The sequence below is a fragment of the Pseudomonas sp. LPB4.O genome (assembly GCF_038383825.1).
Lineage (GTDB): Bacteria > Pseudomonadota > Gammaproteobacteria > Pseudomonadales > Pseudomonadaceae > Aquipseudomonas > Aquipseudomonas putida.
Genome location: NZ_CP151298.1, coordinates 1,689,869 through 1,705,624 on the forward strand (window position 1 = coordinate 1,689,869; position 15,756 = coordinate 1,705,624).

12 protein-coding genes are annotated in these 15,756 nt (G+C 65.4%); 4 read left to right on the forward strand and 8 right to left on the reverse strand.

The features are described from left to right. Positions 1 to 12: 12 nt before the first annotated feature. The 4 genes from MRBLPB4O_RS07670 (at position 13) to MRBLPB4O_RS07685 (ending at position 4,224) form a co-directional block, all read left to right on the forward strand. Positions 13 to 2,388 carry an RND family transporter gene (locus MRBLPB4O_RS07670; RefSeq protein ID WP_063425058.1) on the forward strand — a complete coding sequence of 792 codons (2,376 nt, stop codon included), beginning with the start codon at positions 13 to 15 and terminating at the stop codon, positions 2,386 to 2,388. 150 nt (positions 2,389 to 2,538) lie between these two features. Continuing rightward, positions 2,539 to 2,829: a DUF5629 family protein gene (locus MRBLPB4O_RS07675; protein ID WP_004577427.1), complete on the forward strand. Its 291-nt coding sequence runs from the start codon at positions 2,539 to 2,541 to the stop codon at positions 2,827 to 2,829. Then, on the forward strand, positions 2,795 to 3,925 hold the full coding sequence (locus MRBLPB4O_RS07680; protein ID WP_341797986.1) for a lactonase family protein: 1,131 nt from the start codon (positions 2,795 to 2,797) through the stop codon (positions 3,923 to 3,925). The genes MRBLPB4O_RS07675 and MRBLPB4O_RS07680 overlap by 35 nt, the downstream gene beginning before the upstream one ends. Before the next feature lie 122 nt (positions 3,926 to 4,047). Further along, on the forward strand, positions 4,048 to 4,224 hold the full coding sequence (locus tag MRBLPB4O_RS07685; protein ID WP_016500839.1) for a hypothetical protein: 177 nt from the start codon (positions 4,048 to 4,050) through the stop codon (positions 4,222 to 4,224). Positions 4,225 to 4,259: 35 nt separating this feature from the next. On the opposite strand, the gene MRBLPB4O_RS07690 is transcribed toward MRBLPB4O_RS07685, so the two are convergent. From MRBLPB4O_RS07690 to MRBLPB4O_RS07725, 8 genes are all read right to left on the reverse strand, one after another. Continuing rightward, positions 4,260 to 4,853 carry a glutathione S-transferase gene (locus MRBLPB4O_RS07690; RefSeq protein ID WP_341797987.1) on the reverse strand — a complete coding sequence of 198 codons (594 nt, stop codon included), beginning with the start codon at positions 4,851 to 4,853 and terminating at the stop codon, positions 4,260 to 4,262. Beyond that, a complete protein-coding gene (locus MRBLPB4O_RS07695) occupies positions 4,850 to 8,494 on the reverse strand; it encodes an AAA family ATPase (protein ID WP_341797988.1) in 3,645 nt (1,214 codons plus the stop codon). Before MRBLPB4O_RS07695 ends, MRBLPB4O_RS07690 begins: the two co-directional genes overlap by 4 nt. Then, a complete protein-coding gene (locus tag MRBLPB4O_RS07700; protein WP_049277543.1) occupies positions 8,491 to 9,729 on the reverse strand; it encodes an exonuclease SbcCD subunit D C-terminal domain-containing protein in 1,239 nt (412 codons plus the stop codon). Before MRBLPB4O_RS07700 ends, MRBLPB4O_RS07695 begins: the two co-directional genes overlap by 4 nt. A 173-nt stretch (positions 9,730 to 9,902) precedes the next feature. Next, positions 9,903 to 11,537, reverse strand: a complete 1,635-nt coding sequence (locus tag MRBLPB4O_RS07705; protein WP_341797989.1) for a BatD family protein — start codon at positions 11,535 to 11,537, stop codon at positions 9,903 to 9,905. Continuing rightward, on the reverse strand, positions 11,534 to 13,252 hold the full coding sequence (locus MRBLPB4O_RS07710) for a tetratricopeptide repeat protein (RefSeq protein ID WP_341797990.1): 1,719 nt from the start codon (positions 13,250 to 13,252) through the stop codon (positions 11,534 to 11,536). Before MRBLPB4O_RS07710 ends, MRBLPB4O_RS07705 begins: the two co-directional genes overlap by 4 nt. Then, on the reverse strand, positions 13,249 to 14,325 hold the full coding sequence (locus MRBLPB4O_RS07715; protein ID WP_341797991.1) for a VWA domain-containing protein: 1,077 nt from the start codon (positions 14,323 to 14,325) through the stop codon (positions 13,249 to 13,251). The genes MRBLPB4O_RS07710 and MRBLPB4O_RS07715 overlap by 4 nt, the downstream gene beginning before the upstream one ends. Further along, entirely contained in the window at positions 14,318 to 14,812 is a 495-nt protein-coding gene (locus tag MRBLPB4O_RS07720; RefSeq protein ID WP_016500832.1) for a DUF4381 domain-containing protein, read from the reverse strand. The genes MRBLPB4O_RS07715 and MRBLPB4O_RS07720 overlap by 8 nt, the downstream gene beginning before the upstream one ends. Then, positions 14,809 to 15,753 (reverse strand): DUF58 domain-containing protein, encoded by a 945-nt coding sequence (locus MRBLPB4O_RS07725; RefSeq protein WP_016500831.1) that lies wholly within the window; start codon positions 15,751 to 15,753, stop codon positions 14,809 to 14,811. The genes MRBLPB4O_RS07720 and MRBLPB4O_RS07725 overlap by 4 nt, the downstream gene beginning before the upstream one ends. Positions 15,754 to 15,756 lie beyond the last annotated feature (3 nt).

The following is a 15,756-nucleotide window of genomic DNA, read 5'->3' on the forward strand; positions in this document are numbered from 1 at the left end:
GAGAGCATTACCATGCACCCGCACCACCAGGACAAGGCCACGCTGCTCGAACGCCTGATCTTCAACAACCGCCCCGTGGTCATCGCGCTGTGCGTGCTGGTGAGCATATTCCTGTTCTGGCAGGCCACGCAGATTCGCCCGTCCACCAGCTTCGAGAAGATGATCCCGCTGCAGCACCCGTTCATCGAGCAGATGATGGAGCACCGCAACGACCTGGCCAACCTCGGCAACACCGTACGCATTTCGGTCGAAGCGGTGAACGGCGACATCTTCGACAAGGACTACATGGAGACCCTGCGCCAGGTCCACGACGAGGTGTTCTACATCCCAGGCGTCGACCGTGCCGGGCTGAAGTCGCTGTGGAGCCCCAGCGTGCGCTGGAGCGAGGTGACCGAAGAGGGCTTTTCCGGTGGCGAGGTAATCCCCAACACCTACAACGGTTCGCAGGACAGCCTCGATACCCTGCGCGACAACGTGCTCAAGTCCGGCCAGGTGGGGCGCCTGGTGGGTAACAATTTCAAGTCCAGCATCGTCGACGTGCCGCTGCTGGAGAGCTACCCCGACCCGCAGGACCCAGGCAAGCAGGTCAAGCTGGACTACCAGCAGTTCTCGCACCTGCTGGAAGAGAAGATCCGCGACAAGTTCCAGGCGCAGAACCCCAATGTGAAAATCCACATTGTCGGCTTCGCCAAGAAGGTCGGCGACCTGATCGACGGCCTGGTGATGGTGGCGATGTTCTTCGGCGTCGCCCTGGCCATTACCTGGGTGCTGTTGTACTGGTTCACCTGGTGCATCCGCAGCACCATCGCCGTGCTCATCACCACCCTGGTGGCGGTGGTCTGGCAGCTTGGGCTGATGCATGCGGTGGGCTTTGGCCTGGACCCTTACTCGATGTTGGTACCGTTCCTGATCTTCGCCATCGGCATTTCCCACGGGGTGCAGAAGATCAACGGCATCGCCTTGCAGTCGAGTGACGCCGACAACGCCCTCACGGCGGCCAGGCGCACCTTCCGCCAGCTGTTCCTGCCGGGCATGATCGCCATCCTCGCAGACGCGGTGGGCTTCATCACCCTGCTGATCATCGATATCGGGGTGATCCGAGAGCTGGCCATCGGTGCGTCCATCGGCGTGGCGGTGATCGTATTCACCAACCTGATCCTGTTGCCGGTGGCTATTTCCTACGTTGGCATCAGCAAGAAGGCCATCGAGCGCAGCAAGAAGGACGCCACCCGCGAGCACCCGTTCTGGCGCCTGTTGTCGAACTTCGCCAGTGCCAAGGTGGCGCCGGTGTCTGTAACCCTGGCGCTGGTCGCCTTCGCCGGCGGCCTGTGGTACAGCCAGAACCTGAAGATCGGCGACCTCGACCAGGGCGCGCCGGAGCTGCGCCCCGACTCGCGCTATAACCAGGACAACAGCTTCATCATCAGCAACTACTCGACCAGTTCCGACGTGCTGGTGATCATGGTCAAGACCCCGCCGGAGCAGTGCTCGGTCCACTCGACCATGGCGCCGATCGACGAGCTGATGTGGACCATGCAGAACACCCCGGGTGTGCAGTCGGCGATTTCCCTGGTGACCGTGTCCAAGCAGGTGATCAAGGGCATGAACGAGGGCAGCCTGAAATGGGAAACCCTGTCGCGCAACCCGGACATCCTCAACAACTCCATCGCCCGTGCCGACGGCCTGTACAACGGTGACTGCTCGCTGGCGCCGGTGTTGGTGTTCCTCAACGACCACAAGGCCGAGACCCTGGAGCGGGTTACTGCTGCGGCCAAGGCGTTTGCCGACAGCCACAACAAGGAAGGCCTGCAGTTCCTGCTGGCGGCGGGCAACGCCGGGATTGAGGCAGCGACCAACGAGGTGATCAAGTCGGCCGAGCTGACCATCCTGATCCTGGTGTACATCTGTGTGGCAGTGATGTGCCTGATCACCTTCCGCTCGTTCGCCGCCACCCTCTGCATCGTCCTGCCGCTGGTACTGACCTCGGTGCTGGGCAATGCGCTGATGGCCTACATGGGCATCGGGGTGAAGGTGGCGACCTTGCCGGTGGTGGCGCTGGGCGTGGGGATTGGCGTGGATTACGGCATCTACATCTACAGCCGGCTGGAAAGCTTCCTGCGTGCCGGGCTGCCGTTGCAGGAGGCCTATTACCAGACCCTGCGTTCGACGGGTAAAGCCGTGTTGTTCACTGGCTTGTGCCTGGCCATCGGCGTGTGCACCTGGATCTTCTCGGCAATCAAGTTCCAGGCTGATATGGGGCTGATGCTGACCTTCATGCTGCTGTGGAACATGTTTGGCGCGCTGTGGCTGCTGCCGGCGCTGGCACGGTTCCTGATAAAACCGGAGAAGATGGTGGGCAAGGAAGGTGGGTCCATTTTCGCCCATTGAATCGCAAGGGGCCGCTTTGCGGCCCATTCGCAGCACAAGGCTGCTCCTACAAGGGTTACGCGATCCCCTGTAGGAGCAGCCTTGTGCTGCGAATGGGCTGCAAAGCAGCCCCAGGGTTATAATGCCGCCACATCTCCCACAGGTACCCCCATGTCCCCCCTCGCCACCGCCCTGCAGTCCTGCGACATGCTCCTGATCGACGGCCTGCACGCCTTCGATTTCACCGCCGACGCATCCGGCCTCACTGTCGAATGCATGGACGGCCGCCAGCTGCGTCGCTGGTCCTTCACCCCCGAACAAGTCGCTGCGGCTATTGCCACCGGTGATGAATGGCAACTCAACGATGCCAACGGCGAGCATCGGCTAGTCTGTATGAGTGCCTTTCGCGCCCCGGATGATGACCAAGATGAACCGGATCTGGACGAGCCTGCTGACCGCTAGCCTGATGAGCCTGACAATCCCCGCCCACGCCGCAACCTTGCTGGTGGGCAGCTACACCGACGGCGCCAGCCAGGGTATCTACCGCTACCAGTTTGACGACAAGGCCGGCCAGATCGGCCCCTCACCCCTGCAGGTGGTGAAAAGCGTCAGCCCTTCGTGGCTGGTGCTGTCGGCCGACCAGCGTCAGCTGTTTGCGGTGAATGAGACCCCGCAGGGCCATGCCAGCAGTTTCAGCATCAGCAGCAATGGCGAAATCAAGCCGCTCAACCAAGTGGCCACCCAGGGCGACGAGCCCACCCACGCCAGCCTCAGCCGTGACCAGCGCTACCTGTTCGTGGCCAACTACGCGGTCAACCCTGACCCCGGTGGCAGCCTGGTGGTGATCCCGGTGGCCAAGGACGGCACGCTCAAGCCCGTGGTGCAACAGGCCCGGCATAAGGCGAGCGGGGTCAACCCTGAGCGCCAGGCCGGTGCCCACGTGCATTCGCTGGTGCTGTCGCCGGATGGCCAGCACCTGTATGCCAGCGACCTGGGGGCCGACAAGGTGTTCATCTACCGCTACGACGGTGCCAGTGCGGACCACCCGCTGACAGCGGCGATACCTGCGTCCGTGGCCTTGCCGCCGGGCAGCGGGCCGCGTCACCTGCTGTTCGACGCCAAGGGCCGGCACGCCTACCTCACCCTGGAAATGAATGCCGAGGTGGTGATGTTCGATGTGCAGGACGGCAACCTGGTTGAACGCCAGCGCTTACCCCTGACCGAGCGCCAGGAGGCCGCAGCGAAGGCAGCAGGTGGCTTGCACCTGTCGGCGGACGGGCGCTTCCTGTACGTGAGCAACCGTGGCACGGCCAATGAAATTGTGGCGTTCAGCGTGGGCAAGCAGGATGGTCAGTTGACGTTCCTGCAGCGTCGCCCGGTAGAAGGCGATCACCCTCGGGAGTTTGCCCTGGCCCCGAGTGACAACTTCCTGCTGGTGGCCAACCAGAAGAGCAACCAGATCGTGGTGATACGTCGCGATCCGCGCAGTGGCAAGCTGCTGGAGACGGTGCAGACGCTGAAGCAGGATGCACCGTCGGACCTCAAGTTCATCGAGTGATATCGATCAGCGTGATAATCGGTACTGCCGCAATGAATTTTTGCGTGCGGCCTCGGCGGCGTAAGTTTGACTCAAGGCCCAAACGGGCCACCGTCAAACCACCGCCGTCGAGGTCAGCCCAGATGAACTTCAATCTCTTCCCGGTTATTGCCGCATCCGCCATTTCCGCATCGGTCGTACTGCCGGCGCATGCCCATGCCGACAGCAGCAAGGCTTCTGCCACCCACAGCTACACCGAGCAGTACCTGCGCCAGAGTGCCAATTTCCATGCGGCGTTGAGTGGCAAACAGCAGCACTGAGCCTTGTGCGTTCTCCTACGAGGGATCGCGTGAACTCATTTGGCCATGACTGACCTGAACAGCTCCGAAGCCAACCACTCCTCCAGCCAGCTCCGCACCTGCGGATAAGCCGCCTCGGCGAACCACTGCGGTTCGACCCCGGCAAACTGGCGCATCAGGGGTAGCAACGCGGCATCGGCAATGCTCGGGTGGTCGGCCAGCAGGTAGGGTCGTCCTGCCAGCAGGCCTTCGAGCTCCGCCAGCCAGGTTTCAGCCTGCTGGCGGTAATGCTCGCGGGAATGCTGCGGGTAACGCTCGGCATACTTGTACAGGTTCACCTGCGCCTTGAATGTGCTGTCATTGCGCGCAATCAGCGCTTCAGCCTGCTGCGCCGCCGCAGGGTCGGCCTGTAGTCGCCAGTCTTGCGGGTCGTTTTGCGTCAGCGCCCAGCGCATGATGTCCAGGCTCTCCTCCAGCACGCCAGCACCGGTATCCAGCACTGGCACTGTGCCCTTGGGCGACAAGGCCAGCAGTGCTGGCGGCTTGTTCTTCATCGCCACCTCACAGATTTCCACCTCGCACCCGGCATAACGCAAGGCCAGGCGCGCGCGCATGGCCCAGGGGCAGCGGCGGAACGAGTAGAGGATCACCCGCACACCTCCACGTCACTCAGGCCATTGCCTTGGCGACGCACCTGGATCTGCACCGGGATGCGCTCGTGCATTTCCTGCACGTGGGAAATCACCGCCACTTTTCGGCCCTGAGCCTGCAAGCCGTCGAGGGCGTCCATGGCCAGTTGCAACGACTCGGGGTCGAGGCTGCCGAAGCCTTCGTCGATGAACAGCGATTCGATGCGCAGCGTGCTGGAGGCCATCGAAGCCAGGCCCAGGGCCAGGGCCAGCGAGACCAGGAAGGTTTCCCCGCCCGACAGCGAGTGCACCGAACGCAGTTCGTCCCCCATCTCGGTGTCCAGCACCAGCAGGCCGAGGGCGCTGCCGCCGCGCTTGAGGCGGTAGCGGCGGGCCAGCTGGCGCAGCTGGGTGTTGGCGTGGTGCAGCAGCAGGTCGAGGTTGTAACCCTGGGCGATCTTGCGGAACACATCACCCGAGGCCGAGCCGATCAGGGCGTTCAAGCGGGCCCAGCGTTGCCATTGCTTATGGGCCTGTTCGATTTCTGCCGCCAACGCCTGGTGTGCCTGCTGGCGACGCTGGTCGTCGGCCTGCTGTGCACGCAGTTCGGCGCACTGCTGCTCGTGGCCGGCCAGGCGCTCGCGCAGCTCGGTCAGGGCTTGCTCCACGGCTTCGGCCGAGGTGTCCACGGTCATTTGTGCGGCGTGTTGTTGCAGGCGTTGTTCACGTTCCTGCAGCAGTACGCGACCTTGTTCGATGGCTTTCTCGGCGTTTTGCAGGTGCTGGCGCAGTTCACTGACGTGCGCATCGTCCATGGCCAGCAGGCGATCCAGGCCTGCGTCATCCAGTTCCGGGTGCTCGCTGCGCCACTGGGCGATCTGCCCTTGTAACTGCTGGCACTCGGCGTCCAGCGCCTGTTGCTGCTGGGCGTTGGCCTTGAGCTCACTGGCCAGTTGCACACCCTGGGTGCGCAGGTCTTGCAGGCGTTGTGCGGTGTCGGCGTCGAGGGCGCGGGCATGTTCCAGCGCGCAGTCCATGTGTTGTTGCCAGGCTTCGGCGCTGGCATGTTCGCCGAGCAGTTCGCCGAGCGAGGCCTGGGCTTGCTGGCGTTGCGCGTCGAGGGCGGCCAGATTCTGCTGCAATTGCTGCTGGCCTTGCACACGCGCTTGTTGTTGGTCGCGTAGCTTGTCCAACTGGGCCTGGCGGGCTTGTTGTTCTTCCTGTTCGTCCTTGCGTTGCTCCAGTTGTTGCAAGCGTTGGGCAATCTGCTGGTCCAGGGCGAGGAAAGCATTGGCCGGGTCGTCGTTAAGGGCCTTGACGGCTTCCTCAGGCAGCACGCCGGTCAGGCCGTTCAGGCCTTGCTGCAGTTGCTGCTCGTCGTTGGCCAGGGCCTGGTGCTGGTGCTCCAGGTGGCGCTGGGCCTGTTGTTGCGCTTCATGGGCGGCCTGCAACTGCTGGTTGAGGCGGGATGCATCTTTTTGCAGGGTGAGCAGGGCGCTCTGGCGCTTTTGGTCGTGACTGATTTCTTCTTCAAGACGCCGCAGTTGGCTGTCGAGCCAGGTGCGGCGGGCCTTGTCGTCCTGCGGGGCGAGGGCAGGCCACAGGCTGTGCGCCTGTACCTCGGCCACCAACGGTTGCAGCTGTTCGCCCAGTTGCTGCTGCTGTTGTTGGTAGTCCTTGAGCTGGGCGTTGATCACACCCAGCTGGGTACGCAGCTCTACCAGCTTGCTGCCGAGGGTTTCGACCTGCTGCTGCGCGGCGTCTACTTCGGCCTGATCGTGGCGACCCAGGCTTTGCAGCAGCGCTTCGGGTTGATGGAACGGGTGTTCGGCGCTGCCGCACACGGGGCACGGTTCGCCATCGCGCAGTTGGCCGCGCAGTTCTTCGACGCTGGTATTGCGCGCCAGGCGCTGGCGTTCCAGCAGCTGGCGGGTAAGGTTCAGCGCTTGCTCGGCGGCTTCCAGCTCGGCCTTGGCGGCGGTGCCTTCGGTAATCAGTTGCTGGCGTTGCTGCATGGCCTGCTGCTGCCGTTCGCGCACGGCATGCAGCTGCTGGCGCAGCTCTTGTTCACGGCCATGCAGGCGCGACAGTTCTTCGACGGCGCGCTGCTGCTTGCGGTTGTCCTGCAGCATGCCACCGAGCAGGTCGATTTGCTCGGCAAGGGCCTGCGGTTCGGCCTTGGCTTCGCGGAACAGCAGGTCGTAGGCGTCGCGCTCGGCCTGCAAGTGTGCATTGGCCTGGCTGGCCTGGGCCTGAAGGCCGGGCAGTTCTTCACGGCCTTTGGCCAGGCGCCCACCGATCAGCATCACCTGCTTCAGCTGTGGCAGGTAGGCGTGCCAGGCATTTGCCAGGCCTGCCAGGTGCTGGCTGTCGGCCAGCGCGGTGTCGATCTGGGCCAGTTGCTGCAGGCTGCGCTGCTGGTTGTCTTCAAGCTGCTGCAACTGCTGCTGGCCGTCGGCGACCTGCTGTTCAGCCTGTTGGCTGGTGCTGCGCTGCGCGGCCAGTTCCTGGTCCAGGCGCGCCAGGTTGTCCTGGGCGGCAAAGGCCTGGCGCAGGCGCGGTGCGTTTTCGCCATGCTGCGCCTGGCTGTCGGCAAGCGCCTGGCGTGCGGCGCCCAGCGCCTGTTCGAGCTCAAGGGTGCGCACCTGCAGCTCGGCTTGCTGCTGCTGTTGCTCAGCGATTTTCGCGGCCACGGGTGCCAGTTGCGCAGTCAGCGCCTGCTGGCGGTGGAACTGGTGGCGCTGGGGGGCCAGGCGCTCCAGGCGAACGAGGTCCAGGCGGGGTTCGGCCAGTTGCTGCCAGCTTTGTTCAGCGGCCTGTAGCGCGGTGCCGGCTTCGGCATGTTGGGCCTGCAGCTGGCGTTGTTCATTCAGCCAGTTGCGTTGCTGTTCCAGTTGGCGCTCGCCAGCCTGGTCGGCCTTGAACTGCTGCTGCGCCTGCTCCAGGCGCTGGTCAAGATCGATGCGGGCTTCGGCGGCCATCGGCAGCAGGTGGCTGGCGCGGTCCTTGAGGGCGTTGTGGGCCTCGCCGGCTTCACGGGCCTTGCTGAAGGCACGCTGGCCAAGGCGGGTGTAGATGGCGGTATTGGTGAGTTTTTCCAGCAGCTCGCTGCGCTCTTTGTCGTCCGCCTTGAGGAAAGCGCCGAACTCGCTCTGGGCCAGCATCACCGCACGGGTGAACTGCTCGAAGTTCAGGCCAAGACGGGCCTCGACCAGTTGCTTGTATTCGTTCTTGCCACTGCCCAGCACCTGTTCGCTGTCCAGGTCGTAGAAGCTCTGGCGGCTGTGTTGCAGCTTGCCGTTGGCCTTGTCGCGGGCGCGGTTGGCTTCCCAGCGGGCGCGGTAGCGGCGGCCGTCGATGCCGACGAAATCGACCTCGGCAAAGCCACTGCCGGTGCCACGGCGCAGCAGGTTACGCGGGTCGTAGGTGGGGATTTCGCCGTCGGCGTCGGGCACCTTGGCCTCGCGGCCGATGTCGTTCAGCCGTGGCACTGTGCCAAACAACGCCAGGCACAGGGCGTCGAGCAGGGTGCTTTTGCCGGCCCCCGTTGGCCCGGTGATGGCGAACAGGCCAGCGCTGGCCAAGGGCTCTGCGGTGAAGTCGATTTCGACCGGGCCGGCCAGCGATGCCAGGTTCTTCAGGCGAATGGCGAGAATCTTCATGGCTGCTCCTCTTCCTGCTGCACGTCCTGCAACAGCAGGGCAAAGTCGGCCAGCGCCTGCTCATCTGCGGGGTTGCCGTAAGCCTGCTCCCAGGCGCGGCTGAACAGGTCTTGCGGGGTCATCTGGGAAAGCTCGACAAAGGCCAGGTCATCGTCTTCGGCGTTATTGCGGCCGGCGTATTCGGCGCTGATGCGGATCAGCCGCACGGCCTTGCCTTCCAGTGCAGTTTCAATCTGCTGGCGCAGGTCGGGTTGCGGCTCGTCCAGTATCACCCGCACCTCCAGCCAGGGCTGGCGGTTGGGGTCTTCGAGCAGGTCGATCACGGGCAGGTCGGCCAGTTGTTGCAGCAGTTCGCCCAGGGGTGCCGGGCCAACCCGCTGCAGGGCCACCGCGCGCGGTACCGGGCGCGGTTCGACGCTGACCAGTTCGGTGCCGTCCAGCTCCACTTCCAGCACCTGGTGCGGGTAGTTGATTTCGGCGAACGACAGCGGGATTGGCGAGCCGCTGTAGCGGATGCGTTCTTCGCGGTTGACCTTCTGCGGTTTGTGCAGGTGGCCCAGGGCGACATAGCTGATGGCCTTGTCGAACAGCTTGGCCGGCAGTGCCTCGGCGTTGCCGATGATCAGGCTGCGCTCCGAGTCTTCCGACACCGAGCCACCGGCCATGTGCGCATGGCTGATGGCGATCAGCGCCTGGTCTTTCTTGCGCTTGGCTTGCGCGGCGGTGATCAGTTGCTGGTGGACCTGGGTGATGCCTTGCAGGTAGTCGTCGCCCAAGCTCGGGCCGGTGACCTCGGCCGGGCGCAGGAAGGGCAGGGCCAGGCACCATGCGGCGACCTTGCCGCGGCCGTTGGTCAGTGGGATCAACAGGCGCTCGGCATCCAGCTGGCCTTCGTCCAGCCAGTGCACACGGCCCAGGGCATGGGTGCGCAGGCGCCGCATCAATGCGGCGGGCAGCTCGATGCGCGAGCCGGAGTCGTGGTTGCCGGCGATCATCACGATATCCAGCTTGGGCTGTTGCTCATGGGCCTGGACGATGAAGTCGTAGAGGCGCTCCTGGGCTTTGACCGGCGGGTTGACCGTGTCGAAGATGTCGCCGGCAATCAGCAGTGCATCGGGCTGGCGCAGGCGCAGCTGGCCGAGCAGCCAGTCGAGGAAGCAGGCGTGTTCGAAGTCGCGTTCCTGGCCGTGCAGGCTTTGGCCCAGGTGCCAGTCGGAGGTATGAAACAGACGCATGGATGACCTGTTGGTGTCGAGTCGGACAAGCGGGGAAAGGGCGGTATGGTAACCCAAGGTTGGGGCTGAGAGGTGCCTGCCTGGAGATGTTTGGCGCCTGTGAGATCGAGCGCCGCCCGCGCGGCGCTCGATCCCACAGGCGCTGAAAACCTTGTGGCGAACACCCTGGTGGCCTACTTGGGATAGAGCGGCGGCAAGCTGCCGTTTTCACCTGCGGGCAGCAACACCTGCTCAGCCGGCGGAATGGTGCCAATCGCCCGCCACAAATCCTCACCCTGCCAATACTGCCCGGTTTCGCTGTACAGCGCCCCGTTCAGCCCATCCAGCGCATCCGACAACGGCACGAAACGCGCGGCCATCTCGGCCAGGGTTTCCGGCTGTTGCCGGGCCCACGCATCCAGCGCCTGGCGTGTGGCCTGCGGGTCGTTTGCCTGGCACGCACGCTTGAGGTCGTCCAGCAATGTGCGCGGGCTTGGCCCGTTTTGCGCCGCGCGCAGCACCGCTGGCCGCGAGCGGGCGCGCCACCACAGGGCGAAGCCCAGCACGGTGGTCAGGGCGAACAGCAGTGTGGCCAGTTGCCAAGGCCACAGCAGGGTGCTGGCGCTGCTGTTGTCGCCCACCGGGGTGTCTGCGCTCAGCGCCGGGTTGTCTTGCACGTTCAATGTGCGCGCTGGCAGGCTGCTGTGTTCCAGATGGTCTTCGCGGGTGTTCCACCAGGCCACTTCCAGCGCTGGCAAGGTCAGCGCACCTGCGTGGGTCGGCACCAGGGCTTCGCGCTCTTCGCGGTTGGCGGTCATGCCGCGCTCGCTGATTTCGTTGCGCAGCAGCGGCTGGTCGGGGTAGCGGCGCAGGCCGATGATTTCTGTGGCGGGCAGCGGCGGCAGTTGGGTGCTGGACAAGCCCTCGGCACGCAAGGTGATGTTGCGCGTCAGCGAGTCGCCAATCTGCACTTGCTGGCTGCCCGGGTCGGGGTTCCAGTGCTCTTCCAGGGTCAGGCTGCGGGCTGGTAGCCACGGCACGCCAGCGGGCCAGGCCGCGGGAATCGGCCGCACGTTCAGGCGCAAGGGCAGCGAACTGACCTGCACCTGGCGGCCGGCGCGGGCCGTGCCATTGGCCTGTGAGGCTTCGTCGTTGCTGGCGGCGGCAGTGGCGGTAAAGGTCAGCGGTGGAATGTCGAGGCTGCCACTTTGCTGGGCGTACACCGCATAGCGGGTTTCGATCACGCCATGACGCACGCCGTTGATTTCCTTTTCATACGTGCGCGATTCGCCCAGTGGCTCGACCTTGGCGTTCTCCAGTTGCAGCGGGCTGAGGTTGCTGTCGTCGTACAGCGCCACCGAATGGTAGATGCGCAGAGTCAGTACGGCCTGGGCCTGGACGTAGACGTCGCTGCTGTCCAGGGTCGCTTCGATGAACACTTGCGAGGCGCTGTCCTGGCGATTGGCATCGGCCTGCAGCACTTGCAGTTCGATGGCCTGGCTGTGCGACTGGCCCAGTTGCAGTTCGGGAATACGCAGGCTGCCGCTGCGCCGTGGCAGCAGGGTGATGATCCAGCGGGTGCTTGCGCGGGTTTCGCCGTCGAGGGTGTGCAGGCTGTTCAGCTGGCGCGTGCCACGCACTTCAAAGTCGCCTTCCAGGGCTTGCAGGTCGGGCTTGCCGAACTGGGTGACGTCCTGGCTTTCCAGGGTCAGCTCCAGGCTCTCGCCAGCTTCCAGGCGGGTGCGGTCAACGCTGGCTTGCAGCAGCGGCTCGGCCTGGGCCAGCACGGCCCATAGCAGGGTGAGCAGAAAGACGCCGAAGCGACTCATCGTGGGGTTTCCTGATGCAATTGCTGTTCATACCAGAATTTGCGCCGCAGCAGCTCCGCCGGGTTATCGGGGATCTCTCGCAGCCATTGTTCCAGGGCCTGGCGCTGTTCGGTGTCGAGGTTGGTCGATACCGGGCGCTGTGGCGGCTGGATGACGTCGTCGTCAGCACCCGCCTGGTTGCCGGGCGCGGCCTGGCTGTTATTGCTGCTTTCACCGGGCTGTTCGGCGTTGGCTTGTTCGTCGCTGCCGGGCGTGCCTTGGGCGGGGCTGCTGGCCGAGCTGCTGTTGCCCTCGGTTTCGCTGCCGGGGGTACCTTGGGCATCGCCGTTGGCCGGCTGCTCTTCAGCCTTGGCCTCGCGCTGTTGCAGCATTTGTTGCACCAGCGCCTGGTTGTCCAGCGCGGGTTGCAGGTCTGGCTGGCGCTCCAGGGCTTGCTCGTAGGCGTCCAGGGCGGCTTCCAGTTCACCGCTGCGGGCAAGGGCATTGCCTCGATTGTAGTGGGCGGCGGCGGTATCGCCTTGGGAAAACGCCTCGGCGGCACCTGCATAGTCGCCAGCCTGGTACAGGGCCATGCCGCGCCACTGCGGGTCCTGGAAGTGGCGTGCGGCGCTGGCCGGGCGGTTTTGCTCCAGCAGGCGCTGGCCTTGCTGGTCGGGGCGCAGCCACAGGTCGTTGAACTCGAAGGCCTGGCTGGGCTGTGGCAAGGCCAGCAGCAGTGGCAGGCAGAACAGCCAGCCACGACGGCCGGCGCAGGCGGCCAGCAGCAACAACGGGATCAGCAGCCAGTAACCCTGATCGGCCCAGCTGTCCAGTTGCAGGGTCTGGCCGTCATTGCGCGCGGTGCGGGGGTTGTCGAACAGGCCAAGGCCGCGCAGGTCGAGGTCGTCGATGCGGGCATGCCGGTAGCGCCCGCCAGTGCCGCTGATGAAGCCCTTGAGGCTGGCGCTGTCCAGCCGAGGCAGCAAGATACCGCCCTGGTCGTCCTTGAGGTATTCGCCGCTGGCCCGGCGCACCGGGGCGCCTTCGCGGCTGCCGATACCCAGCATCAGCAGGCTCGGGCCCTGGCGGCCGAGTGCCTGGCTGATGCCTTGGCGTTCCGGGGCGCTCAGCGACGAGCCGATCAGCAGCAAGCGGCCTTGGCCCAGGCCACTCTGGGCCAGCAGGGCCAGGCCCTTTTGCACGGCCAGGTCGGCGCGCTGGCCGGGTTTTGGCATGATCGACGGGTCGATGGACTCCAGCAGGTTCCGGGTGGTGGCCAGGTCATCGGACAGCGGCACCAGGGTGTGCGCCGAGCCGGCGTACACCACCAGCGCGGTCTGGCTGTCGCGGCGGTGTTCGAGCAGGTCGAGGACCTTGCGCCGGGCTTGCTCCAGGCGGTTGGGCGGGCTGTCTTCGGCGAGCATCTGTGGGGTCAGCTCCAGCAAGATCACCAGCGGGTCGGCCGGGCGTTGGCGGCTTTCTTCCACGCGTTGCCAGCTGGGCCCGAGCAGGGCCAGGACCACCAGCGCCCAGGCCAGGCCCAGTGCTATCCACGGCAGCTTGCTGGTGCTGCCGCTGCCACCGCCCAGCAATACGCCATGGAAGGCGGGCGGCAAGATCATCTGCCAGCGCCCGGCGCGCTTGCGCCTGTGCCACAGCTTGTACAGCAGCCAGCCGAGCAGGGGCACGGCCAGCAACCACAGCGGGCGCAGCCATTGGGGCCAAAGATCGATCATCGCCGCCTCCTCAGACGCAGGCGCTTCAGGCGCTGGCGCCATTCCGGGTGCGGCTGCAGGAACCGCGGCTTGCGCAACAGCCGTTGCAGCAGGTTGTCGGGCCATTGCACGGCCACCACCAGCAGCACGCTGAGCAGCAGGGCCAGGGCCAGGGGCCAGGCGTACAGGGCCTGGGCCGTGCGTGCCTGGGTCGGTTGCTGTGCTACTGGCTCCAACTGATCGAGGGCGTCGCCGATGGCGTCCAGCTCGGCACCGTCATGGGCACGGAAATAGGCACCGTGGGTGATGTCGGCGATTTCCTTGAGTGAGGCCTCATCCAGGTCCAGGCTGGGATTGAGGCCAAGCAGGCCGGGGGTGCCACTGGCGTCGGGGTTGGCGCCAATGCCGATGGTGTAGATGCGTACCCCTTCCTGGGCGGCCAGGCGAGCAGCGGTCAGCGGGTGGATTTGCCCGCCGTTGTTGGCGCCGTCGGTGATCAGCACCAGCACCCGGCTTTGGGCCGGCCGTTGGCGCAGGCGCTTGACCGCCAGGCCGATGGCGTCGCCGATAGCGGTGTTTTTACCGGCGATGCCGATCTGCGCCTCGATCAGGAATGTGCGCACGGTGCGCCGGTCGAAGGTGAGTGGCGCCTGCAGGTACGCCTGGCTGCCGAACAGGATCAGGCCCACGCGGTCGCCTTCACGGTCTTGCAGAAAGTCGCCCATCAGTGCCTTGACCAGGTCGAGGCGGCTGATCTCTTCGTTTTGCCACTGCATGTCGGGGAAGTCCATCGACCCGGACACGTCCACCGCCACCAGCAGGTCGCGGCCACTGGCAGCTACCGGTACCGGTTCGCCCAGCCATTGCGGGCGGGCGGCGGCGCATAGCAGCAACAGCCAGATGACCACGAACGGCGCCTGCTGGCGCCAGGTGGGCAGGTTGAGGCGTGCGCGGCGCCCGGCCAGGCTTTCCAGTTCGTTGAGGAAGCCTACCTTGAGCACCGGCTCGCCGCTGTCGGCGGCTGGCAACAGCAGGCGCGCCAGCCAAGGCAGCGGCAACAGGGCGAAGACCCACGGCCAGGCCAGTTCAAACATGCTTGCGGATCCAGGTTTCGACGGCCTGGCTGAGCCCGACAATGGCCTTGTCGTCGAGCTTGCACTCGGGCTTGTAGGCGCCCTCGACCAGCACCATCCAGCGGGTCAGGCCGGCGGCCGGGCAGCGGTTGTCGAGAAATGCCAGCCACTGGCGGCCGTTGAGGGTGTGGCTGTTGGCACCCGGATAATGGCTGCGGCACAGGCGTTTGAGCAGGGCATTGATCTGTTGCAGCCAGGCGCCGGCCGGGGCGCCGTCGTACGGGCGCGGCAGGCGTGCCAGCTCGGCCAGGGCTTCCACACGCACCGGGTCCAGGGGTTGTTCGGCGCGCACGATGCGGCGTTTGCCCGGGCGCCAGCGGCGCAGCCGCCACAGCCCCCAACCCAGCAATGGCAGCACGGCCAGCAGCAGCCACCAGCCGGGTGCCGGCGGCCACAGGCCGACAGGCGTAGGGTCGATCAGCGGATGCAACTGGTCGAGCGGGTTCATGACGCGCTCCTTGGCCGCTGGGCGTTCAGGTATTCGCGCAACTGCTCGATCATGTCGCTTTGGGTGCTAAGTGGCATCAGCACGACGCGCAGCTTCTGGGCCATCAGCTCCCAGCGCTCGATGCGTGCCTCGGCCTGCTTGCGATAAGCCTGGCGCAGGTTGGCGTCCAGGGTGTCGAGCTCCAGCTGCGCACCGCGCTGGGCGAAGCGTAACAGGCCGGCGGCGGGCAGGGCGTGGTCGAGCGGATCGGATACGGGCAATAGCAGCAGGTCGCAGTGACGCGAGAGCATGGCCAGGTGCTGTTCGCACTGTGCGCTCAACGAACGCTCGTCACAGATGACAATGGCCAGGCTGCCTGGGCGCAGTACTTCGCGGGCCCGGCGCAAGGCCAGGCCAAGGCTGTCAGCTTGCGGCACGGCTTCGGTGTGCAGCGACTGGTTGACCTTCGCCAGGCGGTTGAGCAGTTGCAGCAGGCTCTGCTTGCTGCGCCGAGGCTTGATTTCGTGGGGGTCGTTGTCGCCGAATACCAGCCCGCCGATGCGGTCGTTGTGCCCCAATGCGGCCCAGCCGAACAGGGCCGCGGCCTGGGCCGCCAATACAGACTTGAACAGCAGGCCCGAACCGAAGAACAGCCGCTGGCTTTGTTCGACAAGGATGAAGATTGGCCGCTCGCGCTCTTCGTGGAACAGCTTGGTGTGCGGTTCCTGAGTGCGTGCAGTGACCCGCCAGTCGATGTTGCGCACATCGTCGCCGGCCTGGTACACGCGCACCTGGTCGAAGTCCACTCCGCGTCCACGCAGCTTGGAGTGGTGCAGGCCCACCAGCGGGCTGCGTTGGCCGGGCTTGGAAAACAGCTGGATTTCGCGCACGCGGTGGCGCATGTCGATCAGTTCGGCAAGGCCGATGCGGATGCCGGGTTCGGCCAGCTGCGCGGTGGGCATGGG

Coding starts and splice junctions, on each gene's coding strand:
- MRBLPB4O_RS07700 (WP_049277543.1), bottom strand. CDS start 9,729: ATGCGTCTGTTTCATACCTCCGACTGGCACCTGGGCCAAAGCCTGCAC.
- MRBLPB4O_RS07725 (WP_016500831.1), bottom strand. CDS start 15,753: ATGCCCACCGCGCAGCTGGCCGAACCCGGCATCCGCATCGGCCTTGCC.
- MRBLPB4O_RS07685 (WP_016500839.1), top strand. CDS start 4,048: ATGAACTTCAATCTCTTCCCGGTTATTGCCGCATCCGCCATTTCCGCA.
- MRBLPB4O_RS07675 (WP_004577427.1), top strand. CDS start 2,539: ATGTCCCCCCTCGCCACCGCCCTGCAGTCCTGCGACATGCTCCTGATC.
- MRBLPB4O_RS07720 (WP_016500832.1), bottom strand. CDS start 14,812: ATGAACCCGCTCGACCAGTTGCATCCGCTGATCGACCCTACGCCTGTC.
- MRBLPB4O_RS07695 (WP_341797988.1), bottom strand. CDS start 8,494: ATGAAGATTCTCGCCATTCGCCTGAAGAACCTGGCATCGCTGGCCGGC.
- MRBLPB4O_RS07705 (WP_341797989.1), bottom strand. CDS start 11,537: ATGAGTCGCTTCGGCGTCTTTCTGCTCACCCTGCTATGGGCCGTGCTG.
- MRBLPB4O_RS07710 (WP_341797990.1), bottom strand. CDS start 13,252: ATGATCGATCTTTGGCCCCAATGGCTGCGCCCGCTGTGGTTGCTGGCC.
- MRBLPB4O_RS07715 (WP_341797991.1), bottom strand. CDS start 14,325: ATGTTTGAACTGGCCTGGCCGTGGGTCTTCGCCCTGTTGCCGCTGCCT.
- MRBLPB4O_RS07680 (WP_341797986.1), top strand. CDS start 2,795: ATGAACCGGATCTGGACGAGCCTGCTGACCGCTAGCCTGATGAGCCTG.
- MRBLPB4O_RS07670 (WP_063425058.1), top strand. CDS start 13: ATGCACCCGCACCACCAGGACAAGGCCACGCTGCTCGAACGCCTGATC.